The organism is Pseudomonas sp. NFPP25, from assembly GCF_900116505.1.
GTDB classification, from domain to species: Bacteria; Pseudomonadota; Gammaproteobacteria; order Pseudomonadales; family Pseudomonadaceae; genus Aquipseudomonas; species Aquipseudomonas protegens.
This window is the reverse complement of record NZ_FPBG01000004.1, coordinates 289406-312698: the sequence shown is the minus strand read 5'-3', so window position 1 is coordinate 312698 and position 23293 is coordinate 289406. Positions and strand designations below refer to the sequence as shown.

The 23293-nt window shown below is 66.8% G+C and carries 18 protein-coding genes; 7 read left to right on the top strand and 11 right to left on the bottom strand.

Annotation, left to right across the window (positions count from 1 at the left end; all coding sequences use genetic code 11):
• The first annotated feature begins 41 nt into the window (after positions 1–41).
• Positions 42–782 (top strand): hypothetical protein, encoded by a 741-nt coding sequence (locus tag BM382_RS17670; protein WP_011064233.1) that lies wholly within the window; start codon positions 42–44, stop codon positions 780–782.
• 121 nt (positions 783–903) lie between these two features.
• Here the strand turns inward: BM382_RS17670 and BM382_RS17665 are convergent, their stop codons facing one another.
• Positions 904–1761, bottom strand: coding sequence for an SDR family oxidoreductase (locus BM382_RS17665; protein WP_011064234.1), 858 nt, complete (start codon positions 1759–1761; stop codon positions 904–906).
• Positions 1762–1951: 190 nt separating this feature from the next.
• Here BM382_RS17665 and exbB point away from each other — a divergent pair, with 190 nt between their 5' ends.
• The 6 genes from exbB to BM382_RS17635 all read left to right on the top strand — a co-directional run bounded on the left by exbB (position 1952) and on the right by BM382_RS17635 (position 8774).
• Positions 1952–2956 carry a tonB-system energizer ExbB gene (exbB, locus tag BM382_RS17660; RefSeq protein WP_011064235.1) on the top strand — a complete coding sequence of 335 codons (1005 nt, stop codon included), beginning with the start codon at positions 1952–1954 and terminating at the stop codon, positions 2954–2956.
• 6 nt (positions 2957–2962) lie between these two features.
• Positions 2963–3391, top strand: coding sequence for a TonB system transport protein ExbD (gene exbD, locus BM382_RS17655; protein WP_011064236.1), 429 nt, complete (start codon positions 2963–2965; stop codon positions 3389–3391).
• Positions 3388–4140 carry an energy transducer TonB family protein gene (locus BM382_RS17650; RefSeq protein ID WP_011064237.1) on the top strand — a complete coding sequence of 251 codons (753 nt, stop codon included), beginning with the start codon at positions 3388–3390 and terminating at the stop codon, positions 4138–4140. The genes exbD and BM382_RS17650 overlap by 4 nt, the downstream gene beginning before the upstream one ends.
• 148 nt (positions 4141–4288) lie before the next feature.
• Positions 4289–5209: a hydrogen peroxide-inducible genes activator gene (locus tag BM382_RS17645; protein ID WP_011064238.1), complete on the top strand. Its 921-nt coding sequence runs from the start codon at positions 4289–4291 to the stop codon at positions 5207–5209.
• A 9-nt stretch (positions 5210–5218) separates the two neighbouring features.
• Positions 5219–7294 carry an ATP-dependent DNA helicase RecG gene (gene recG, locus BM382_RS17640; RefSeq protein ID WP_011064239.1) on the top strand — a complete coding sequence of 692 codons (2076 nt, stop codon included), beginning with the start codon at positions 5219–5221 and terminating at the stop codon, positions 7292–7294.
• A 79-nt stretch (positions 7295–7373) separates the two neighbouring features.
• Positions 7374–8774 carry an aminoacyl-tRNA deacylase and HDOD domain-containing protein gene (locus BM382_RS17635; protein ID WP_011064240.1) on the top strand — a complete coding sequence of 467 codons (1401 nt, stop codon included), beginning with the start codon at positions 7374–7376 and terminating at the stop codon, positions 8772–8774.
• A 58-nt stretch (positions 8775–8832) separates the two neighbouring features.
• Here the strand turns inward: BM382_RS17635 and BM382_RS17630 are convergent, their stop codons facing one another.
• From BM382_RS17630 to BM382_RS17585, 10 genes are all read right to left on the bottom strand, one after another.
• Positions 8833–9216 (bottom strand): hypothetical protein, encoded by a 384-nt coding sequence (locus BM382_RS17630; protein ID WP_015637475.1) that lies wholly within the window; start codon positions 9214–9216, stop codon positions 8833–8835.
• Between the two features lie 140 nt (positions 9217–9356).
• The gene (gene tagQ / locus BM382_RS17625) at positions 9357–10286 is read right to left on the bottom strand and encodes a type VI secretion system-associated lipoprotein TagQ (protein WP_011064242.1); all 930 of its coding nucleotides are present in this window, start codon (positions 10284–10286) and stop codon (positions 9357–9359) included.
• Positions 10287–10369: 83 nt separating this feature from the next.
• Positions 10370–12052 carry a formylglycine-generating enzyme family protein gene (locus BM382_RS17620; protein ID WP_230493612.1) on the bottom strand — a complete coding sequence of 561 codons (1683 nt, stop codon included), beginning with the start codon at positions 12050–12052 and terminating at the stop codon, positions 10370–10372.
• Between the two features lie 22 nt (positions 12053–12074).
• Complete coding sequence (locus BM382_RS17615; protein WP_015637478.1) at positions 12075–13277, bottom strand: ABC transporter permease; 1203 nt, start codon at positions 13275–13277, stop codon at positions 12075–12077.
• Positions 13277–13993, bottom strand: coding sequence for an ABC transporter ATP-binding protein (locus tag BM382_RS17610; RefSeq protein WP_011064245.1), 717 nt, complete (start codon positions 13991–13993; stop codon positions 13277–13279). Before BM382_RS17610 ends, BM382_RS17615 begins: the two co-directional genes overlap by 1 nt.
• Entirely contained in the window at positions 13993–17076 is a 3084-nt protein-coding gene (locus tag BM382_RS17605) for a serine/threonine-protein kinase (protein ID WP_072443453.1), read from the bottom strand. Before BM382_RS17605 ends, BM382_RS17610 begins: the two co-directional genes overlap by 1 nt.
• 2 nt (positions 17077–17078) lie before the next feature.
• On the bottom strand, positions 17079–17813 hold the full coding sequence (locus BM382_RS17600) for a PP2C family protein-serine/threonine phosphatase (RefSeq protein WP_053160444.1): 735 nt from the start codon (positions 17811–17813) through the stop codon (positions 17079–17081).
• Complete coding sequence (tagF, locus tag BM382_RS17595) at positions 17814–18467, bottom strand: type VI secretion system-associated protein TagF (protein WP_011064248.1); 654 nt, start codon at positions 18465–18467, stop codon at positions 17814–17816.
• Positions 18464–21970 (bottom strand): type VI secretion system membrane subunit TssM, encoded by a 3507-nt coding sequence (gene tssM, locus BM382_RS17590; RefSeq protein ID WP_053160448.1) that lies wholly within the window; start codon positions 21968–21970, stop codon positions 18464–18466. Before tssM ends, tagF begins: the two co-directional genes overlap by 4 nt.
• Positions 21967–23292 (bottom strand): DotU family type VI secretion system protein, encoded by a 1326-nt coding sequence (locus BM382_RS17585; protein WP_011064250.1) that lies wholly within the window; start codon positions 23290–23292, stop codon positions 21967–21969. The genes tssM and BM382_RS17585 overlap by 4 nt, the downstream gene beginning before the upstream one ends.
• Position 23293: the final 1 nt, after the last annotated feature.

Sequence of the window (23293 nt, the reverse complement as noted above, 5' to 3'; positions counted from 1 at the left end):
CCCTCAAGGCTGCGCCGTTTTCGTTCTGAAAGGATTTCGTCATGCGCCAAGCGCTAGCTGTTTCGCTGCTCGCCGTACTGCTCGGCGGTTGTGCCAGCGACCCCGCCAAAAACGATGTGGGCGGCATCTGGATCAATCAGGTAGCGATCGACGCAGCCTCCAAGGGCGGCCCTTTGCGTGAAGCCCTCCAGGCCTACGGCCCGAACCTGGAATGGGAGCTCAATACCAAGGCTGGCCAGGCCCGCTACACCAACGGTTTCGAAACCGTCGAAGGCAAGATCATCGGCGACGGTTCCAGCACTGCAAAAGTCGAGTTCTATGGCAGCGCCGCCACCGACTTGAAGCGCAACGGCAAGCAACTGCTGCAAGTGGCCAACGACAATGAGCCCGAGCAGGTCTTCGACCGCCCCAAAGACCCCGCCCCCGAAGGCGCGCCGCTAGGCGCCAACTTCGAGCGCGCCTTGTACTCGGCGTACCTGGGTGGCAAGTGGAAGATCGTCAACGGACCGGGCCTGGGCAACGAAGTGCAGTTCCAGGCAAACGGCGCCGTCCAGGGCCTACCGGGCGCCGATCGCTACGCCTTGTGCCTGGCTGGCGACTGCGCCTCGATGAGCGGCGGCAACGATAGCATCTGGCTGCAGCTCAACGGCCAGGGCAACTCCTGGATCTTCGTGCGCAAGGATCAACAGCTGGAGATCTTCCAGGCGGTGAATACCGCCCTGGCGGATGAAGTGCCCTCGCTGACGCCGGGCAGCCAGCAGTGGTTGCTGGAAAAGCAGTAACTACCCTGTAGCCGCTGCCGCAGGCTGCGACAAGGTCCACCGGACCTTCGGCCTGTCGGCAGCGACGCCCTCGGGAAGCCGGTCGCAGCCTTCGACCGCGACCCCAAGCTGCTCGGGCAACTTAGCCCTGCGTCGTCAGAATCGCAGCATAACCTTCGCGATAACTCGGATAGCGCGGCACCCAGCCCAGCGCCCTGGCCCGGGCATTGCTGCAACGCTTGCTGCCGGTACGACGCACGCTGGCATCGTCCGCCCATTCGGTGACGCCCAGGTAATCGCGCAGCCAGTCGACGACCTCCGCCAGAGGCGCGGGCGCATCGTCCACGCCGATATAGCAATCATCCAGCGCCGTGCCACTGCGGTCCGCCTTGATCAGGAACGCCAGCAGGCCCGCGGCATCGTCCGCGTGAATACGGTTGCCGTACAACGGCGGCTCGATCGCCACGCGATAACCCCGGCGCACCTGGGTCAGCAGCCACTCGCGACCCGGGCCATAGATGCCGGTCAAGCGCACCACAGTGGCGGGAATACCGCTGCCCAGAGCCACCTGCTCGGCTTCCAGCATCATGCGTCCGGAGTAGGCCTGGGCCTCGGCCACGGAAGTCTCGTCCACCCACTCACCGTCCTTCTGCTCATAAACGCTGCTGCTGGAGACAAACAGCAAACGCTTGGGCGCCTGGCCGCGCTGCTTGAGCCAGCCCAGTACATGCTGCAGACCATCGACATAAGCCGCGCGATATCCGGCTTCGTCATGCTCGGTGGCCGCCGCGCAATACACCAGATAGTCCGGCGACTTCTGCGGCCATTGCCCGGGGCATTGCTCGCTGAACAGGTCACCTGCAATGCCCACCACCCCCTGTGGCAAGCGCGATACGTTGCGACGCAGGCCGTAAACCTGCCATTGCTCGGCCAGCAGTTGAGTCGCCAGGCGACTCCCGACATCACCGCAACCGGCGATCAATACAGAGGGGGAGGACATCAGAAAACTCCTTTGGGAAAGGTCAAGACTAGCCCTCGCACTGGACGAACGGCTAGCAATCAAGGAAAAAAAGATACTCTATTACTTCTGTTAACAAGAATTACTTGCAATAATAACCGCCCATTTTGTTCTCGGCCCTGCGAGGCCTAGAAGGACATTTCACCCTTTTCTCCTCTCAGGTCCGGCCAGCATGACAAGCAACCAACTCTCCGTCTCGCCAACCAAACGCCCAAGCCCGCTGCGCGCCATGAGCGCGGTTGCAGCGCTGTTGTGCAGCCTGCTGCTGGCACCGACCGCAGCCTTTGCCGACCAGCACGCCCCAGCCACCGCCGCAGCCCCTGCCGCGACCGCTCCAGCCGCTGAACATACGGCCACCGACCCGACCGCTCCAGCCGCAGCCCCAGTGGCCGGCGAGCCAGTCCAGGCCGAAGGCCAGCCCGCTATCGGCGAAGACGCTCCTGAAGTCCTGGAGGCCGACAACACCCTGGGCATGGCCCATGACCTGTCGCCGTGGGGCATGTACCAGAACGCCGACATCATCGTGAAACTGGTGATGATCGGCCTGGCTATCGCCTCGATCATCACCTGGACCATCTGGATCGCCAAAGGCTTCGAGCTGATGGGTGCCAAGCGCCGCCTGCGCAGTGAAATCGCTGCGCTGAAAAAGGCAACCACCCTCAAGGAAGCCAGCGCCACCGCCACCAAGGAGGGCACCCTGGCCAACCTGCTGGTGCACGACGCCCTGGAAGAGATGCGCCTCTCGGCCAACAGCCGCGAGAAGGAAGGCATCAAGGAGCGCGTCAGCTTCCGCCTGGAGCGCCTGGTAGCTGCCTGCGGCCGCAACATGAGCAGCGGCACCGGCGTGCTGGCCACCATCGGTTCCACCGCGCCGTTCGTCGGCCTGTTCGGCACCGTGTGGGGCATCATGAACAGCTTCATCGGCATCGCCAAAACCCAGACCACCAACCTTGCCGTGGTTGCCCCCGGTATCGCCGAAGCCCTGCTGGCCACCGCCCTGGGCCTGGTTGCCGCGATTCCCGCGGTGGTGATCTACAACGTCTTCGCTCGCTCCATCACCGGCTACAAGGCCCAGGTCACCGACGCCTCGGCCGAGGTCCTGCTGCTGGTCAGCCGCGACCTGGATCACCAGCCGAACGAGCGCTCCGCACAACCGCACATGGTGAAAGTGGGGTAATCAGCCATGGGCTTGCATTTGAAAGAAGGCGCAGGCGACGACCTGGCCGAAAACCACGAGATCAACGTCACGCCGTTCATCGACGTGATGCTGGTGCTGCTGATCATCTTCATGGTGGCCGCACCGCTGGCCACCGTGGACATCAAGGTCGACCTGCCCGCCTCCAGCGCCAAACCGGCGCCGCGGCCGGAAAAACCGGTGTTCCTCAGCGTCAAGGCCGACAAGCGCCTGTTCCTCGGCGAAGACGAAGTCAAGGCTGAAACCCTTGGCGCCATCCTCGACGCCCGGACCCAGGGCAAGAAAGACACGACCATCTTCTTCCAGGCCGACAAAGGTGTGGATTACGGCGACCTGATGAGTGTGATGGACACCCTGCGGGCGGCCGGCTACCTGAAAGTCGGCCTGGTCGGACTTGAGACGGCAGCCAAGAAATGATCACGACGCGCCAAAGACTGACGCGTTACAGCGGTAGCCTGGCGGTGGTGTTGGGCGTCCATGGGTTGGCGATCCTGCTCGCCCTCAACTGGTCCAAGCCACAGCCCATGCCCATTCCCCCCCAAGCCATGGTGGTGGAATTGGCACCTGCCCCTGTGCCGCCTCCACCGGCGCCGCCGAAAGTGGTGACCCCACCACAACCGCCGGCCCCCGTGGAAGAACTGCCGCTGCCGAAACTGGCCGAAGCGCCGAAGCCGACCATCTCGGTACCCAAGCCGGTGAAGCAGAAGCCCAAGCCGCAACCGCCAAAGCCGGTGGTCAAGCCTGAGCCGCCCAAGGAAAAGCCTTCCGAGGAAAAGCCCAGCGACGCCCCGGTCACACCGGCTCCGTCCAAGCAGCCCGCTCCTGCGACCCCTGGCCCGTCACCGGCCCAGGCCGCCGCCAAGGCTAACTGGCAGGGGGAATTGCAGGCGCACCTGGCCAAGTACAAGCGCTATCCGAGCGAGGCTCAGCGTCGAGGCAAGGAAGGCACCAACTCCCTGCGCTTCGTCGTCGATGCCGAAGGCAAGGTGCTGTCCTATGAGCTGGTAGGCAGATCGGGCAATGCCGATCTGGACCGGGCCACCCTGGACATGATCCGTCGTGCCCAGCCGCTGCCCAAGCCACCGGCAGACATGCTCAACAACGGCAGCGTGGAAATCACCGCCTCGTACAACTACGAGATCGACCGCAGCCGCGGCCGCCGCTGATCCACCGCAAGGGCACCTTCAAGGTGCCCTTCGCGTTTGTGCCGCCTGGAGCAGGCATTGGCGGGTGTCGCATTCCACCCTCGGTCTGATAACGTGCGTCTATCGATTGCAGCCGTTATGCTTGGCCGCAACCTCACGGACGCCCGCTATGACTCTTACAGAATTGCGCTACATCGTTACCCTCGCCCAAGAGCAGCACTTCGGCCATGCCGCCGAGCGCTGCCATGTCAGCCAGCCCACCCTGTCGGTCGGCGTGAAAAAGCTTGAAGACGAACTCGGCGTGCTGATTTTCGAGCGCAGCAAGAGCGCCGTGCGCCTGACCCCGGTGGGCGAGACCATCGTCGCCCAGGCGCAAAAGGTCCTGGAGCAGGCCCAGGGCATCCGTGAACTGGCCCAGGCCGGCAAGAACCAGCTGACCGCACCGCTCAAGGTCGGGGCGATCTACACCGTCGGCCCCTACCTGTTCCCGCACCTGATTCCCCAGCTGCACCGGGTCGCCCCGCAGATGCCGCTGTATATAGAAGAGAACTTCACCCACGTACTGCGCGACAAACTGCGCAACGGCGAGCTGGACGCGATCATCATCGCCCTGCCGTTCAACGAGGCCGATGTCCTGACCCTGCCGCTGTACGACGAACCCTTCTATGTGCTGATGCCCAGCGGCCACCCCTGGACCAAGAAGGAAACCATCGACGCCAACCTGCTCAACGACAAGAGCCTGTTGCTGCTGGGCGAAGGCCACTGCTTCCGCGACCAGGTCCTGGAGGCCTGCCCGACCCTGACCAAGGGCAACGACGGCGCCAAGCACACCACCGTGGAATCCAGTTCCCTGGAAACCATCCGCCACATGGTCGCCTCCGGCCTGGGCATCTCGATCCTGCCGCTGTCGGCCGTGGACAGCCATCACTACGCCCCCGGGGTGATCGAAGTCCGCCCCCTGACCCCGCCCGTGCCGTTCCGCACCGTGGCCATCGCCTGGCGCGCCAGCTTCCCGCGGCCCAAGGCCATCGAGATCCTCGCCGACTCGATCCGCCTGTGCTCGGTGGCCAAGCCGCCCGCCGCGAGTTAAGCGCTCGCAATGACTGAGCTGTCGAAAGTGCCGGTCACGGCACTCAAGGGCGTCGGCGAATCCATGGCCGAGAAGCTGGCCAAGGTCGGCCTGGAAAACCTTCAGGACGTGCTGTTCCACCTGCCCCTGCGCTACCAGGACCGCACCCGCGTGGTGCCGATCGGCGCCCTGCGCCCCGGCCAGGATGCTGTGATCGAAGGCACCGTCAGTGGCGCCGATGTGGTCATGGGCAAGCGCCGCAGCCTGCTGGTGCGCTTGCAGGACGGCACCGGCGGCCTGAGCCTGCGCTTCTACCATTTCAGCAATGCGCAGAAGGACGGCCTGAAGCGCGGCACCCGTGTGCGCTGCTATGGCGAAGCCCGGCCCGGCGCCTCGGGCCTAGAGATCTACCACCCGGAATACCGTGCCATCAGCGGCGACGAGCCGCCGCCGGTGGACCAGACCCTGACACCGATCTACCCCCTGACCGAAGGCCTGACCCAGCAGCGCCTGCGCCTGCTGTGCCAACAGAGCCTGGCCCTGCTGGGCCCGCGCAGCCTGCCCGACTGGCTGCCGGAAGAGCTGGCCCGGGACTATCAGCTGGCGCCCCTGGACGATGCGATCCGCTACCTGCATCACCCGCCGGCGGACGCCGATGTCGACGAACTGGCCCTGGGGCACCACTGGGCCCAGCACCGCCTGGCGTTCGAGGAATTGCTGACCCACCAGCTGTCCCAGCAGCGTCTGCGCGACAGCCTGCGCTCACAGCGCGCTCCGGTGCTGCCATTGGCCAGGAAACTGCCGGTCAAGTACCTGAAGAACCTGGGCTTCGCTCCCACCGGCGCGCAACAGCGCGTGGGCAACGAGATCGCCTACGACCTGAGCCAGCCCGAGCCCATGCTGCGGCTGATCCAGGGCGACGTGGGCGCCGGCAAGACCGTGGTCGCCGCCCTGGCCGCCCTGCAGGCACTGGAGGCCGGCTACCAGGTGGCACTGATGGCGCCGACGGAAATCCTCGCCGAGCAGCACTTCATCACCTTCAAGCGCTGGCTCGAGCCCCTGGGCCTGGAAGTCGCCTGGCTGGCAGGCAAGCTCAAGGGCAAGGCCCGCAGCGCAGCCCTGGAACAGATTGCCGGTGGCGCACCGATGGTGGTGGGCACCCACGCGCTGTTCCAGGACGAAGTGCAGTTCAAGAACCTGGCCCTGGTGATCATCGACGAACAGCACCGCTTCGGCGTGCAGCAGCGCCTGGCCCTGCGCCAGAAAGGCGTGGGCGGCCGCCTGTGCCCGCACCAGTTGATCATGACCGCCACGCCGATCCCGCGAACGCTGGCCATGAGCGCCTACGCCGACCTGGACACCTCGATCCTCGACGAACTGCCTCCCGGTCGCACCCCGGTGAACACCGTGCTGGTGACCGACAGCCGGCGCATCGAAGTCATCGAGCGGGTACGCGCCGCCTGCGCGGAAGGGCGCCAGGCCTACTGGGTCTGCACCCTGATCGAAGAGTCCGAGGAGCTGACCTGCCAGGCCGCGGAAACCACCTTCGAAGACCTTTCCAGCGCCCTCGGCGAATTGCGCGTAGGGCTGATCCACGGCCGCATGAAGGCCCCCGAGAAAGCCGCGGTGATGGCCGAGTTCAAGGCCGGCAACCTGCAACTGCTGGTGGCCACCACGGTGATCGAGGTCGGGGTCGACGTACCCAATGCCAGCCTGATGATCATCGAAAACCCCGAACGCCTGGGCCTGGCCCAGTTGCACCAGCTGCGCGGCCGGGTCGGGCGCGGCAGCGCCGCCAGTCACTGCGTGCTGCTCTACCACCCACCGCTTTCACAGATCGGTCGCCAGCGCCTGGGCATCATGCGTGAAACCAACGACGGTTTCGTCATCGCCGAAAAGGACCTGGAGCTGCGCGGCCCCGGGGAAATGCTCGGCACCCGGCAGACCGGCCTCCTGCAATTCAAGGTCGCCGACCTGATGCGCGACGCCGACCTGCTGCCGGCGGTACGCGATGCCGCCCAGGCCCTGCTGGAGCGCTGGCCGGACCATGTCAGCCCGTTGCTGGAGCGCTGGCTGCGCCACGGACAGCAATACGGCCAAGTGTGAACCAACACTCAGTTAGTGAACCCTCGCCATAACCAAGCTGGTTATACTCGTCAAATTGTAGAAAAACGGATACCAGACCATGACAGAAGTTGCCCTCGACATTGCAACCCCACACGCTCCGTCTGTTATCCGGTTGCTGCTCGGCAAGCTGGCCATCAGCTACAACGAAGTGATCGACCAGCCGGGCCTGCCGGCTGCGCGCAAGGTCCAGGCGGTACTGCTGGACGACGCCGTCGGCGCGCTGATGGTGCTGTTCCCGCAGAGCCAGTTACTGGACCTCAACCGCCTGGCCGAACTCACCGGCCGCCGCCTGACCGCCGTTTCCACCGAACGCCTGGAGCGCATGCTCGGCAAGCACAGCCTGAGCCTGCTGCCCGGCCTGCCGGCGCTCACCAGCTCACCGTGCCTGTACGAAGAAAGCCTGCTGCGCGAGCCCTGCCTGCTGATCAACTCCGGCGAGCCCGGGGTACTGCTGGAGATCACCAGCGAAGCCTTCAAGAGCATGCTCAGCAAAGCCAGCGCCGGCAACTTCGGCGAGCCCCTGAGCAGCATTCGCCCCAACCTCGACCGCCCGGACGATGACCGCGAGGAGATCTCCCAGGCGATGCAGGCCTTCACCGCGCGGCGCATCCAGCAGCGCCTGGAAGCCACCATCGAGATCCCGCCCCTGGCGGAAACCGCACAGAAGATCATCAAGCTGCGGGTCGACCCCAACGCCACCATCGACGACATCACCGGTGTGGTGGAAACCGACCCGGCCCTGGCCGCCCAGGTGGTCAGCTGGGCCGCCTCGCCCTACTACGCCTCGCCCGGCAAGATCCGCTCGGTGGAAGACGCCATCGTCCGCGTGCTGGGCTTCGACCTGGTGATCAACCTGGCGCTGGGCCTGGCCCTGGGCAAGACCCTGAGCCTGCCCAAGGACCAGCCGCAGCACGCCACGCCTTACTGGCAGCAGTCGATCTACACCGCCGCGGTGATCGAGGGCCTGACCCGCGCCATGCCCCGTGCCCAGCGCCCGGAAGCCGGCCTGACCTACCTGGCCGGCCTGCTGCACAACTTCGGCTACCTGCTGCTGGCTCACGTGTTCCCGCCGCACTTCTCGCTGATCTGCCGGCATTTGGAGGTCAACCCGCACCTGTGCCACAGCTATGTCGAACAGCACCTGCTGGGTATCAGCCGCGAACAGATCGGCGCCTGGCTGATGCGCTACTGGGACATGCCGGAAGAGCTGTGCACCGCCCTGCGCTTCCAGCACGACCCGAGCTACGACGGCGCCTATGCCGAGTACCCGAACCTGGTGTGCCTGGCCGTGCGCCTGCTGCGCAGCCGGGGCATCGGCTCCGGGCCCCACGAGGATATCCCCGACGCCCTGCTGGAACGCCTGGGCCTGACCCGGGACAAGGCGGACGACGTGGTGAGCAAGGTGCTGGAAGCCGAAGTACTGCTGCGGGAACTGGCTTCGCAGTTCAGCCAGGCCTGAGCCCATTCGCCGGCCCGCCCGCTCCTGCAGGAGGCGGCTTGCCGGCGAAGTTTCCCGGTCAAGCCTTGGGCTTGGCCTTTTTCGGTTTCAGGTACTTGGTCAGCCCCTGGAACCAGATCACCAGGGCCGGGTTGCCCTTGATCTGGATCGACTTGTCCTGAATACCGGTCATGAATGCCAACTGCTTGTTCTTCGCCTGCAGGGTGGCGAAGCCGTAGGCGGCATCCTTGAAGGCGATGGCGAATGCCGGCTCGGGATAGAACCCCGAACGGCTGGTGACGCGCTGGTCCTTGACGAAAAAATGCCGAGCAACCTTGCCGTCGAGCGTCTGCAGCTGGAACACCAGCTCCTTGTCACCCAACTGTTGCTGGAAAGCAGGATTGTTGCGGCTGGCTTTGCCCATCAACAGGCCAAGCACCCAGAGAAGAAAACGGAATTTCATGCACGGCGCCTCAGTGGAATTATTGGATGGCCGGCGCAGTTTAACCTGTAACTCGAAGAGCGCCAGCCGATCTGTTCGATTGCTCGGAGATCGGCTGGCGTTCAACGCTTATCGCGACATCTTGTCAGACAATCACCAACTCAGACGTTAGGGCAAGGCACCGGTGCCCAGTCACCCAGGTCCGGGTTCTTGCACATGCTGTTGACCTGGGTCTGGCCGGTGGTCGCGACCTTGTTGCTCTCGGCCTGCTTGATCTTGGCATCCTGGATCGACCTCTCGGTGCTCACCGCTTCCTGAGGCACGGTCGGCAGCTTGGGCTGCTTGACCTTCTGTGGCTGTTTTCTCTTGCCACCGGTGGTCACCGTGGTGGTATCGGCGGTGGCGACTTTCACCACGTCGGTACGCTGCACGCCCACTTGCTGTAGATCCTGCTCGTAGGCCTGGTTGTACTTGCTCAGGTCTTCGCTGGCACGGCCGTTCACCGCGGTGATCAGGTCGTTGGACTCTTTCAGGCCGCTGACGATTTCCGCCAGGCGCTTGCGCCCTTCCACGTCATTGATGGTGTTGGCCTTGCGGGAGCTGATCAGGCTGTCGAAGGCGCGCTGGTAGCAGGTCTGGGAAGCGCGGGCATAGGCCGTGCTGCGGTCGATGTCGGCCGCGCTCTTGTTGACGTCGGCAGCGTAGGAAGCGATGCGCTGGTTGTCGTCGGCGATCTGCTTCTGGCGCTCGGTGTAGTAACCGGCTGCGCCACCGGCCAGGGCACCGCCTGCGGCACCGATGGCGGCGTTGCGGCCACGGTGGTCGCCGTCACCGGTCAGGGCACCGAGCAAAGCGCCGCCGGCAGCGCCCAGGGCAGCACCGGTGACCACCGACTTGGTCATGTCCGAATCCGTGGCGCGCAGGTGCTGCACCGGCTCGTAGCAGCTCGGGTAGTACTCGACCTTGGTGGTCGAGGCGACCTTGGACACCGGAGAGGTCGCGCAACCGGTCAATACGGTGCTGAACCCGGCGGCAACCAACAGCAGGTGACGCTTGGACGTTGAAGCAAATGGGTTGCGGGAAAAAAGCATGTTCGTGATCTCGATTAAGTTTGACCAACTCGGCGCGACGCAATGTCGTCCGAGATCCTCCAGGCTCGACAGACAGCGGCCGGTCATGACTTCTGACCGGTCGATGCGAGCAGTTCCTTCAAAATCGTCGCCGGGTCGGCTCGCCGTTGCTGGCGATAATTCCCGACATGGCGAACGAATAACGTAGCGCGCGTCACCAGGCTCTTGCCGAGCACCGGCTTGCGATTGAGCTCTTCCTTGATTCGTTGAAATTGCGCCTGGATCACCGCGTCGGTGTAACGGGTGCCCGTGGCCAGGTTGTCGATGTAGATCGCCACCGCCCCGTCCAGCGCGCTGCGGCCGTTGTCGATGGCTTCGGCGAACAGCTTGGCGCTGGGCTCGTCCTTGGCATCGATGGCCTGCTGCTGGCTCTTCTTCAGGTTGGTCAGGCGGATGTTGTAGTTGTTGATGGTCTCGGCCACCAGGGCCGACGACTGGATCAGGTTGCCGGCCGCCTCCTCGCGCTGCTGGGCGATCAGCGAGACGTTGCGCTTGAGCTCTTCGTTGACCAGCCCCAGCTCCGCCTGCAGGCGCGGGTCGACGCTGGCGGCGATGATGGCGTCCAGGCGCTTGGTGGGGTCCTGGGCGTCGTCGATGGCATCGGTCAGGGACGCCAGGCGGCCTTCCTTCTGCCACTGGGCGAACAGCTCCTTGTAGCGCGAACGGGGCGCCGACAGCGCGCCGATGGCCACCCGGAAACCGGTGGTTTCGTTGCTCTGCTCAGTGCCGTCGGCGCCAAACAGCGGGTACTCGCGGCGCATCCCGGTGAACAGCGTGCCTTCGCCTTCCAGGTAGTTGCCGCCCTTGACCACGAAACCGCCGTAGGTGCCCTGGCGGCGCCCGGCGCGCACCAGCTGGAAGGACTCCTGGACCATCTCGGCGGCGTTGCCGATCACGTCGAACATGCCGATGGGGTTGGGCAGCTTGGTGCCGATGGGCATCAGGCGCGCGGCCTGGCCGGTGCCGCCGGCCACCTGGTTGAACACCGCCCAGTCCGCCAGCGGGCCGTCGTCTTCGCTGCCCTCCACGCGCCGCGGGAACAGGCGGCCTTCCAGCTCCTGGCGGCTGACCGCCTGGCCGCCGCGGGCGGCGTATTCCCACTCCACCTCGGTGGGCAGGCGCACAAAGCCCAGGCCACCGTCTTCCGAGGAACTGCCACGGCCGCTGACCGGCAGCAGGTCGCGGTGGTTCTTCATCAGCCAGGCGCTGTACACCGCGGCAAAGCGCTCGGCCTCGAAACGCGACAGCTTGACCTTGGGCAGGCGCCCCTGCAGGCCCTCCGGCGCCTCACAGGCCGGGGCCGGATCACCGCTGGCCAGGGACTGGGCCTGGGCCATGACCTGAGCGTACTGGCGGGCAGTGACCTCGTACTTGCCGATGAAATACAGCATTGGCTTGAGGGGCACCCCGGCGCCACTTTTCGGCAGCGCCGGGCCAATGGTCTTGCCCCAGGCGCCAGGCAGGTCCTTGAGGGTGAACTGGCCGTTGATGTAGTCCCGGCGATAGCCGGAAATGAACGACTGCTGGTAACCGCTCTCGCCCTCGCTGAAGGGGTAGCCGAGGTTCACCTCACGGTCGTCCAGGGTGCCCTGGGCCAGCACGTAGACGTAGCGGAACACCATCTCGCCGTCGCAGGGCAGCGGCAGGCTGACGTCGTCCGGCAACGGCTTGGGGTTGTCCATCTTGTTCGCCGGTTCTTCGGCCCACACGGCCCCGGCCAGGGTCATGGCCAGCACGGTGCTGATCAACTTATACATCGCGAATTCCTTCACAGGCTTCTATGCGCGACACCCGCCAGCCGCCCAGCGCGGCGGCCAGGGTACTGACGCCCAGCGTCGCCAACAGGGCCAGCCCGTAATGGGCCGGCAGCAGGTGGCTGGCGTATTCGCCGGGCGCCTGCATGAACAAATGATTCAGCCCGGCCTGGGCCAGGCCATACAGGGCGCCGCTCAACAGCGCGGCAAAACCGGCGCTGTACAGCGCCTGGGCCACCACGAACAGCAGCAGCGCACCGGTGGAAAACCCCAGCAGGCGCAACACTGACAGCTCCCGGCGCTTGCGCTCCACCGCCGCCAGGGCCCCGGCGAAGATCGCCGCGAAGGCACCCGCCAGGGCCAGCCCGGCGATCACCCAGAAGACGATGGCCAGGTTGCGGCTCAAGGACTGCACCTGGGCTATGGTCTGGGCCTGGGTCGACACCAGCAGGCCGCGCTCGGCGAAATACAGACGCAATGGCTCGACATCCCCCAGGTCGCGGGCATACAGGCGAAACGCCGGGTAAACCCGCTGCCCGGCAGTTGCCTGGGCATCGCCGAGCCAGCCCAGGGCCGCCACAGCGCGTCCGTCGCGGTAATCCTCGGCGGCCTCCAGCAGCGCCAGCGGGGCGAACAGCGCGTCCCGGGCAAAGGCCTCCAGCGGTAGAACGCCCTCCACCTGGACCCGGGTCCGCTGTACCTCGCTGCGCCCCGCCACCTGCCGGCCAAAGGTCGCCTGCAACCAGTCCCCCGGCTGCACCCCAAGCTTCTCGGCGGCGGTGCGGCTGAGCAGCACGCCACTCATGCCCCGGGGCGCCGGCAAGCGCCCGAGCAAGGGGTCGCCGGCCGCGGTGGGGAGCATTTCCACGGTCAGGCCGATATCCCCCGTGCCCCGGGACAGGTCCGCGGTGGCGGCGATCTGCCGGGTACGCGGCAAGGCAAAGGCCACGTCCGGACGCTGCCCCAACTGGGCGATGAAGTCGGCGCTGAAGCGCCCGCCGCCCAGGGGAATGATCTCGCGCACCGCCGGGTCCTTTTCCAGGCGCTCGGTGAGGCTGCTCACCAGCCCGAACTTGAGCCCGAACAGCACCAGCAAGGGGGCGATCACCGCCACCAGGGCCAGCACCGAACAGGCCGACAGCCAGCTGTCGGCCCGGTAGTCCTGCCAGGCCAGTGCCGCGGTCAGGGAGGCGCGCATCAGCAGGCCTCCCCAAGCGTGGCAGTGACTCCGCCATCGGCGTCGCGCTGGCAGGCGATGCGTCGTACCTGCAAGCCGTTGGCCCGGGCCAGGGGTTCGTCGTGGGTGGCGATCACACAGCACACCCCCTGGTCCCGCGACTGCTGCACCAGCAGTTGCATCACCCGCTGAGCGTTCAAGGGGTCCAGGGCCGCTGTCGGCTCGTCCGCCAGCAATACCTGAGGGTTGTGGGCCAGGGCCCGGGCGCAGCTGACCCGCTGGCGCTGGCCCACCGACAGCGCGGCGGGTTTCTTGTGCAGCTGGTCGGCGATCTCCAGGCGCTCGGCCAGGCGCCGGGGAATGCCCTCGTCCGCCAGCCCCAGCAACTGCCGGGGCAGGCTGATATTCGCGCGCACGTCGAGAAAGCCCAGCAGGCCGCCGGTCTGCAGCACATAACCCAGGTGCCGGCTGCGCAACTGCGCCAGCGCGCTGTGGCCGTCGCCGCGCCAGATCCCGGCAATGTCGATGGCATCCCTGGCCGGGGAGAACTCGAAGCGCGCCGCCGAATCCGGGGCCAGCACCAGCGCCAGCAGGTCCAGCAGCGTGCTCTTGCCGCAACCGCTGGGGCCGACCACCGCCAGTTGATCACCGGCACGCAGTTGCAGCCTGGGGATCACCAGGCTGTAGCGTTGGCGACCCTCGCCGCGGCTCTTGTGCACCTGCGCCAGATTGAGCATCACGGCAGGGTCGACAACGGAACGCGGTACAGGGCATCACCCGGCTCGGCATCACCGAAGCGCACCCAGTTGGCCAGGTCGTTATGGAAGGTTTCGTAGAGGCGGATCTTCGAATCCAGCTCGTCGATGAAGTCTTCCTGCTCGGCCACGCTCAGGGACAGCCACAGGTCCTGGGTCATGTTCAGCGACTTGCTGCGGTACGGCAGGCCTTCCAGGTATTCCCCCAGCACGCCGCCGTCGGCCAGGTTGCCGCCCTTGCGCAGGGCCGACGGGTCGCGGCTCATGTAGGCACTGGCGCTGGCGATTTCCTGGAAGAAATCCTTGGGCGAGGTCTGGGTCTTGCGCGCCGCGTCGACGATCAGTTTCAGCGACTGCTGCAAGTCGTTGAGTTGCAGCTTGGTGAGCATCACACAGACCTGGAACGCCGGCAGCGCCGGGTTGGTCAGGTCGCGGTCGGCGGTCCAGGCGCTGACCAGCTGGGGCGCCTGGCTGGCGGACTTGCGGCCGAGGAAATCCATGTGCATGGCGTAGCCGATGGCCGCCGACTTCTGCGCGATGCTCGGCGCCGCCGCCAGCACCGGGACTTCCTGGCTCTGGTTGCTGCGCACCTGATGCACCAGGTCGGCGAACACCGTGCCGATCTCGTCGACCCGCTCGCCAAACTTGCCCACATCGCCACCGGGCACCGGAATGTACAGGTCGCCGATCTTCGGGTTGGCGTCGGCGGTCAGCACCCGGTACTGGGTTTCCGCCTGGGCGTGGTTCTTCTTGCCGGCATCGGTACGCAGGTGCAGGGCGTAGATCTTGATCTGCTTGCCCAGGGCTGCCTGGCGCACTTCCGCCTCGTTCATCTGGGTGCGGCTGTAAGGGTCGTTCTTGCGCAGCGCCCCGGCATCGCTGACCAGCAGGATCAGGCGGCCGCCATAGCCCTTCCAGTCCATGCCCTCCACGGCCTGCATCACGCCGGCAAAGGCGTCTTCGTTGAACGAATGGCTGGAGACACTGGTGGCCTTGACCTGGCTCACCAGCTCCTGGAAGCGCTGGGGATCGCGACCCTGGTCCAGGGTCACCAGGGTCTTGGTCACGTACTCCAGGCCCGGGGTCTTGCTGGTGTTGTTGCGAAAGCCCACCAGGCCGAAGCTGACGCTGTCCAGCTCGCCGCGCTGGGCGATCTTGCTTTGCAGCTCGTGCACCACATCGCGCACCTGGTCGATGTAGGGCTGCATCGACACCGAGGTGTCCACCACCAGCACCACCGCAGTGCGGAAGGCATCGCCGGCCGCCGGCGGAGTATTGGCCGGCAGGCGCTTGCCGCTACTGTCACTGATGCTCTGCGGGCTGTTGCCCGGGTCGATGGAAGCCACATTGAGCAACTGCACCGGCTGGCCGTTGTCGTCGAAACTCTCCTTGGAATCGAAGATCGGCAGCAGGTAGAACTGGTCCTGTGGCACCGCGCTGGCGTTGGGTTCCAGGGCCAGCACCTGCTGTTCGTCCTGGGGGTTCTTCTGTGCCTTGAGCAGCAGGTTCTTGGCCGCCGCAGGGTCCGCCAACAAACGCTCCAGCTCGCTGGCCTGACGCACGAACATCACCGGTGCACGACCGGAACGCTCGGTGAATTTCAGCACCAGGCTCTGCTTCCAGTCGCTGACCTGTTCGGCCGGCAACCAGCCGGCGCTGCGACCGTCACTGGCGGCCCCCAGGCGCAGCCAGGAGCGGCCGTCGAGGTTCTTGCGCTGATACACGTAGAGCACCGAGAACGCCGGCACCGCCTGGCCCGGCGCAGCCCCAGGCTCGCTGGAGAAACTCGCCCCTGGCTTGCTCAGCACCCGCTGGAACAAGGTTTTCTTGCCCGGCATCAGCAGCGGTCGCTGGCCGCCGTCGACATCCGCGGCCACCGGCTGACTGGCCGGGGGCGCCACCACCGCAGGCGTGGTGCCGGCTGTCGAGGCGGTCTTGGGTTCTGGCGCCGGGCTGTCGCCCGACAGCCACCAATAACCGGCGCCCGCCACTGCCAGGGCCACCGCCACGGCGACCCCAGCCAGGGCCAGCACCGGGCCGCGCCGCTGTTCGGAAGGCCCGCTGCCGGCTGGCGGCAGATTGGCCGTGCGCGGCGGCGCGGGCGGCTCCTCGGGCGGCTCGCGGCGCGGCGCCGGTCGGGGCGCCTGCTGCGGGATCTCGATGGACACCGGGGTCAGCCCGGCCAGGTCGTTGCCCTGAGGTACAGGCTGCGACGCAGCCTGGGGTGGCAGCGGCAAGGGCTGGATCAGCGTCGCTTCCACCTCGGCGGTGGCGGCCGGCAGGTTGTCCAGGGCCGCCAGCAAGGCGGCGGCATCCGGGTAGCGCTCGGCCGGGTCCTTGGCCAGCAGCTTGCGCAGGATGTGCTGGTAGCGACCGTGGTGCAGCGGCAGCTCCGGCAGCGGCTCGGTCAGGTGGGCCAGGGCTGTGGACAGCGCGTCGGTGCCGTTGTAAGGCAGCTCGCCCACCAGGATTTCATACAGCACCACCCCCAGGGCATAGAGGTCGGCGCGGCCGTCGATGTCCTGGCCACGAGCCTGTTCGGGGCTCATGTAGCTCGGGGTGCCCACGGCAAAACCGGCCTGGGTGAACTGGGTGCGGTCGTCCAGGGACTTGGCGATGCCGAAGTCCGAGAGCACCGCGGTGCCGTCGGCGCGGAACAGGATGTTGGCCGGCTTCACATCGCGGTGTACCAGCCCCTGGGCATGGGCATAGCCCAGGGCCGAGGCGATCTGGCGGATATAGGTCAGGCCCTGCTCCGGGGTCAGCCCGGCGGCGATGCGCTCTTTCAGCGTGCCGTTGGGCAGGTACTCCATGGCCATGTAGTACAGCTCGCCGACATTGCCGATGTCGTGGATGGTCACGGTGTGCGGGTGCGACAGCCGCGCCAGGGTCTTGCCCTCGCGCAGGAAGCGCTCGCAGAAGCTCGGGTCGGCGGCCAGCGCCGCGGCCATCACCTTGAGTGCCACCTTGCGTTCCAGGGAACGCTGGGTCGCCAGGTACACGCTGGCCATGGCGCCTTCGCCAATTTCGCCCTGGATGTCAAAGCCGGGAATCAGAATGTCCATGGTCAGTGTCCTGCGGCCTTGATCACGATGGCGGTGATGTTGTCCGGAGCGCCCCGGGTCAGGCCCAGGTGGATCAGGCTGCGCACCACGTCATTGGGCTCGCTGTGGCTGAGCACGTCACGCAGCTCAAAGTCCTCGGCGGTCTTGTTCAGGCCGTCGCTGCACAGCAGGAAGGTGTCGCCGTCCTGCACCTGCAGGTCGACCTGGGACAGCTCCAGCTGGGCCTCGACGCCAATCGCCCGGGTCACGATGTTGGCCCGCGGGTGCACCCGCGCCTCGGCCTCGCTGAGCAGGCCGCTGTCCTGCAGGTCCTGGACGTAGCTGTGGTCCCGGGAAATGCCTTCCAGCTGTTCGTCCCGCAACCGGTACAGGCGGCTGTCGCCGGCCCACAGGCACACGGCCCGTGCCCCGCGTACCGCCAGCAGCACCACGGTGCTGCCCATCATGGTCACCCCACGGTTGGCGGTTTCCTCGCGCACCGCGGCGTTGACCGCGGCCAGGCCGTTGCGCAGCGCGGCGACATAGTCGTCCAGGCTGTCGGCGGCCGGAACCGCCCGCAGGCTGTCGACGATCAGGCTGCTGACATAGTCCCCGGCGGCGTGCCCGCCCATACCGTCGGCCACCAGCCACAGGCCGGTCTCCGGGGCTTCGAGCCAGGCGTCTTCATTGATTTTCCGCACCATGCCGACATGGCTGTAGCTGGCGGACTGGTAGGACAGTTGCGGCGCTGAACGCATTTAGACGGCACCCTCTTGTCCGAGCAAAAATTGCGCAAATTCACTGGCCGGCGGCAGGCCCTGGCAGCGCAACAGCATTGGGCTGATGTACTGCGAACCGCGCCCCCACCAGGCACTCGATCCCGCGCAGGCCTGGGCCGCGAGTACCGCGCCCCGGGCCTGTGGATCGCTGACGTAAAACCGCTGCAGGCCGGCGTAGTGGCTGCCTTCGATCCGGCTGGCCGGGCTTGGCGCGCCCAGGGCCTGCAAGCCCTCTTCCAGGGCTTCGAAACTGGCGCCCTCTTCCAGGGTCGCCAGCAACAACTCTTCCACCTGTTCGAACCACTGCTCCGGGCCGCCGACCAACGAAGCCAGGTCAGCCTCGGGCTCCAGCAGCGCAGCCACGGTCAGGGGGAAATAGCGCCCCACCCGGTCGATGCTCGGCATCACCACCCCGACCGCCGCCTGGGGCCCGCAGACCCCGGGGGCCAGGGCGAAGCGCCACAACGGGCTGATCAGGTAGGCGTTCAGCCACTGCTCACCCAGGGCGTTCTGGCTGGCCAGCAGCCCCGCCGCCAGCCAACTGTCCCAGGGGCCGATGAAACTCTGTGGCAGGCCACGGCTGACAAAATCGCCGCGGCTGGCCAACTTGCCGTACAGGCCGGGCGCCGTCATAGCCGCTCCGGCAGGCTGAAGCCACTGAGCACCCGGCTCTTGAACGGGTTGAAGGCGCTGCTGGCCCGCAGCTCGTAGGAAATGCTCGCACCGTCCACCCGTAGCCGCAGGTTGAAGCGGTCCGGCGAATTGGTGGCGGTCAGGTCCGACTGCTCCAGCAGGCGGAACCAGGCCCAGGGGCCATCCAGGGTGATCCCGGAACGCCCGGTGGCCGAAGGCGGCATGATCGACAGGCGCACCACGCCGATGCTCCCCGGGTTGGGCCATTGCATGGCCACCGGCCGGCTCGGGCCGTGGTCGTAGCTCAGTTGCTGGCCGTCCAGGTCGAGCAGGAACTGGCTGATATTGGCGTCCATCGCCACCGGCTTGAGTTCGAAACGCACGGCCGGCTGGGTACCGCCACTGGAGCGGAAGAAGGCGTCGCGAATGTTCGAAGCGCGCTGGAAGGTCTGCAGCACGCCTGGGGAAATCCCCAGCTTCTGCGCCGCACCCGGCTGCCAGCTCCAGGTGGTGGTCGAGGTGTTGACGTAGGGCTGCAGGTACTTGCGGAAGTAGTTGTCCATCACCCCGCCGGTGCCGAAGAACTGGCCGAAGTCTTCCAGGGTCGCGTCCCGGGAGCTGCCCGGCGACATCGGGTAACGGCCGCTCAGGGACTGGCGATAGACGTTCACCACTTCGCTGACCCAGGCCGCGTTCAGCTGGTTGCGCACCCCGCCCATCATGGTGTTGGTGGTGGAGCCCACCACCGACTTGACCAGCCCCTGGACCACCGGAGGCTGGCGCTCGGCGGTCAGGCTGACCCGCGCCGCAGCGGCGCTGGCCTGGTTCTTGGCCTCGCCCAGCAGCGCGTCGCCGCTGGCCCCGACCATGGCACTGACCTGCACGTACAGGGCGTTCATGTCCGCCAGCAGGCCGTCGATGGCCGCGGGCTCGCCCTCGCCCTTGCTCACCAGGCTGTTGAGTTCGGCGAAGTGCGCGCTCACCGGGTCTTCGCTGCTGGCCACGGCAGCCGGGTTGGCCGACTGTTCCTGGCCCAGCAGGGTACCCAGGCGTTGCTTGAGCTGGTCCACACCGCCCTCGACCTTCTGGCCCTGGGCCGCCAGCAGGCGTTCTTCCTGTTGCAGGTCGGTTTCCTTGGCCACGGCCACCAGCAGCTTCTTCAGCGGCGAAGTGGGCCCGGACAGAATCCGCAGCACGTCGGCGGCCTGGGCCACGCTGGTGATCGGCACGAAGTCGATGTCCGCCAGTAAGGCGTCCCACTGGCGCAGGTAATCCTGGAAGTACAGGCGGCGCACGTCGGCGGCAAGGCTGGCGACGTTCTGCTGGTCGGCCTGATCGCGACCCAGCACCCACTGTTCTTCCGCCAGGGTGCCTGCCTGGTTGAGGCTGGCCAGGAGGAAGCCCTGGCGGTAGCCCTTGGCGGTGAACAGCCCGCTCAGGGGCTCGCTCAACGGCTTGCCGCTCTTGCGGGTGAACACCAGCGCGGCGTCACGGCCACCGGCCTCGCTGAGGCGAAAGTCCGGCACGCCGTCCGGCAGCTTGGCGCGCTTGACCCGGTCATACACCCGCTGGGCCACCGGCAGCTGTTGCAGCTGGCGGCGCAGGTCGTCGATCAGGCGCTGGTCCAGGCGCGCGTTGGGCGGATGCTTCTCGAACAGCGCCTGCAGGTGGCCGGTCAGGGCCTGGCGTTGCTCGGGCGGCAGGTCGCGGGCCAGGGTGTGATCCCAGTCCAGGGTGATCCAGGCCTTGATGAAGTCCGGGTCGTAGTGCTCGCTGTCCGCCAGCATCAGGTAGGCCTTGAGCCCTTCGTAGAGGAAGTCCGAGTTGCCGCCGCTGTGCAGTTGCTCTTCGATGCGGGTCATCAACCGTGGGGCGAACACCGCCACCAGCAGCTTGCGATAGACGCTGGCGGACTCGGCTTCGAGCATGTCGCCCTGGTAAAGGCCCAGGCCTTCGGCCCAGCCCGGTGCGTCGCCGGCCAGGTGGCGGGTGGCGTTGAGCAGCGGCAGCACCGCCAGCACATCGCGCTGGGCCGGGCTGAGGTTCTGCACGTCCTGGCGCACCGGGCCGACGCGCTGGTCGACCTGGGCAATGTAGGCCTGGTTGGCCCTGTAGCTGATGATCCACAAGGTGCTGACCACCAGCACCAGGGCTACGGTGCCAGCCAGGGCGCCACGGGCGATCCATTTGCGCCGGCGCTCGACCTTGGGGTTGACCCCCACCAGCCCGCGCTCGGCAAAGGCCACGGCACTGAACAGCTTCTCGATGAAGTAGCTGCGCCCGGTGCCGGTCTGCCGCGCCAGGTGCTGGCGGTCCAGGTTCATGCTCTGGGCCATGGCGCCGATCAGGCGGTCGATCGGGCTGCCTTCCTGGGTGCCGCTGGTGAAGTACACCCCGCGCAGCAGTACCCGCTCTTCGAAGGCATTGGGCTTGAACACCCCTTCCAGGAAGCTCTGCAAGGATTCCTTGAGCGCTGCGAACTGCTGCGGAAAGCCGTAGATCAGGTCGCGCCGCGCCGGGTCGCGTTCCTGCTGCAGGCGTTCCACCAGGCGCTCGTTGAGCCGCTGCTCCAGGGCCGCCAGTTCCGCCGGCAGGTGGGCCAGGGGGCTGTCACCGCTCTTGCCGTCGTCCAGGGCGAAGGTCATGCCCCAGACCTGGGCCCGCTCTTCCTTGCTCAGGGAGTCGAAGAACTCCATGAAACCCGGCACCAGATCGAGCTTGGTGAGCATCAGGTAGATCGGGAAGCGCACTCCCAGCTGGGTGTACAACTCCTGGATCCGCAGGCGGATCGCTGCGGCGTGGGCAGCGCGCTCCGCTTCGCTGCCGAGCAGCAGGTCGGAGAGGCTGATGGCAACGAAGGCGCCATCGATCGGCCGCCGCGAGCGCTGGGTTTTCAGCAGGTCGAGAAAGCCCAGCCAGGCCGCCTTGTCCACCGTGGCGTGGCTGTCCTGAGTGGTGTAGCGGCCGGCGGTATCGAGCAGCACGGCCTGGTCGGTGAACCACCAGTCGCAGTTGCGGGTGCCGCCCACGCCGCGTACGGCACCGGCGCCCAACTGGGCGGCCAGGGGGAAATGCAGGCCGGAATTGACCAGTGCGGTGGTCTTGCCGGAACCCGGCGGACCGATGATCACGTACCACGGCAGCTCGTAGAGATTGCGTCGCTCGTCACCGCCGAGCTTGGCCTTCTTCAGCAGCGCCAGGGCTTCGTCCATGCGCTGGCGCAGGGCGGCCAGTTCCTCGGCAGTGGCCACGCTGTCCGGGTCCGGCGGGGTGTCGGCGGCCAGGCTCTGCAAGACCTTGGCCGCATTCCGACGGGCCTGGATGATGCAAAACACCCGGTAGCCGATCCATAGCGCGAAGATGAAAATGATCAGCGCCCAACGCCGGCCTTCCGGTACCAGGAACTCCAGCAACGGGCCAATGAACCAGATGATCAGGCTCAGGGCGATCAGCCCCAGCAGCGGGATCACCCAGCGAATCACAAAACTGAAAAACGCCTTCACTCGACCCCCTCCGCCAATACGCTGATTTCTACCCGACGATTACGTGCCCGCCCTTCGGCGGTGGCATTGGTTGCCAGTGGCTCGGTGTCGCTGCGGCCTTCGGCGCTGAAGCGCTCCGGCTGCCCGGTCTTCGCCGCGAGGATCTGCAACACCGATTCGGCGCGCGCCTGGGACAGCTTCCAGTTGGACGGGAAGCGCAAGGTGGCGATCGGTCGGTTGTCGCTGTGGCCGGTGATCCGTACCTGGCCCTTGACCTTGCGCACGGCGTCGGCGATGCGCAGCATCAGCGGCTGGTAGTCGTCGAGGATGCTGGCGCTGGCCGAGGCGAACAGCTCGTCGCCACGGATGGTCACCACCGAACGGTCGACGGCATCTTCCACCGCCACCCGCCCGGCCTTGATGTCCTCGGCGAGGAAGCCCGCCAGGCGCGGACGCTCGACAATCTTCGGCTGGATCACCGGGCGGTCCAGGGTCTGCACCGGGATCTCGCCCAGGGCATGGATGTTCTTGAACACCGGCTCGGCGTCCGCCGCCAGTTTCAGGCGCAGGCCGAACAGCAGCGCCAGGAGCAGGGCCACGCCGATGGCGATGCCGACCCAGGGCGGCATGAACTGGGCCAGCCGGTCACGGGCCACGGTGACCCCGCGCCAGTGTGGCGACAGCTCGCGCTCGTGCTCGCCACGGGCGCTGCGGATGGTGGCCGCGGTGCGCTCGCGCAGGGCCTCGAGCTGGCTGCGACCATCGATCATCACCCGGTAGCGGCCTTCGAAACCCAGGCACATGCACAGGTACAACAGCTCCAGCAGGTACAGGCGCTCGCGCGGGCTTTGCAGGCAGTGCTCCAGCAGCTGGAAGACCTTCTCGCCGCCCCAGGCCTCGTTGTGCACGGTGATCAGCAGGCTCTGCTTGCCCCAGTCGCTGGTGCTGCCCCAGGGCGTGCTCAGCACGGCTTCATCCAGGGCAGTACAGAGCGCATAGCGCGCCAGCAGCACGTCGTTGCGCGGCACGCCGGCGGCTTCCGCGCGCTCCTCGAACTGGCGCAGGTAGGCCAGCAGTTGCGCCCGCAGGCTGGCCGGCGCCGGGTGCGCCAGGGTGCTGCGCAGCCTTGTGAGCAAGGCCAGCAGTGGGCCCGCGGCGCTTTCCAGGGGGTTCAGGCCACGGGCCTGGCCGGCCGGCAGCGGCGCCGCCGGCATGGCCAACGACGGCGCGGGCGCAGCAGCTGGGCGCCCGGGCTCGGGAGCACGGCCACCGGGGCGCGGCATGAATTGGGTACGGTCGTTGGGCGGGGACGGCTGCCCTGGCGAATCGTCGAAAGGATGCATC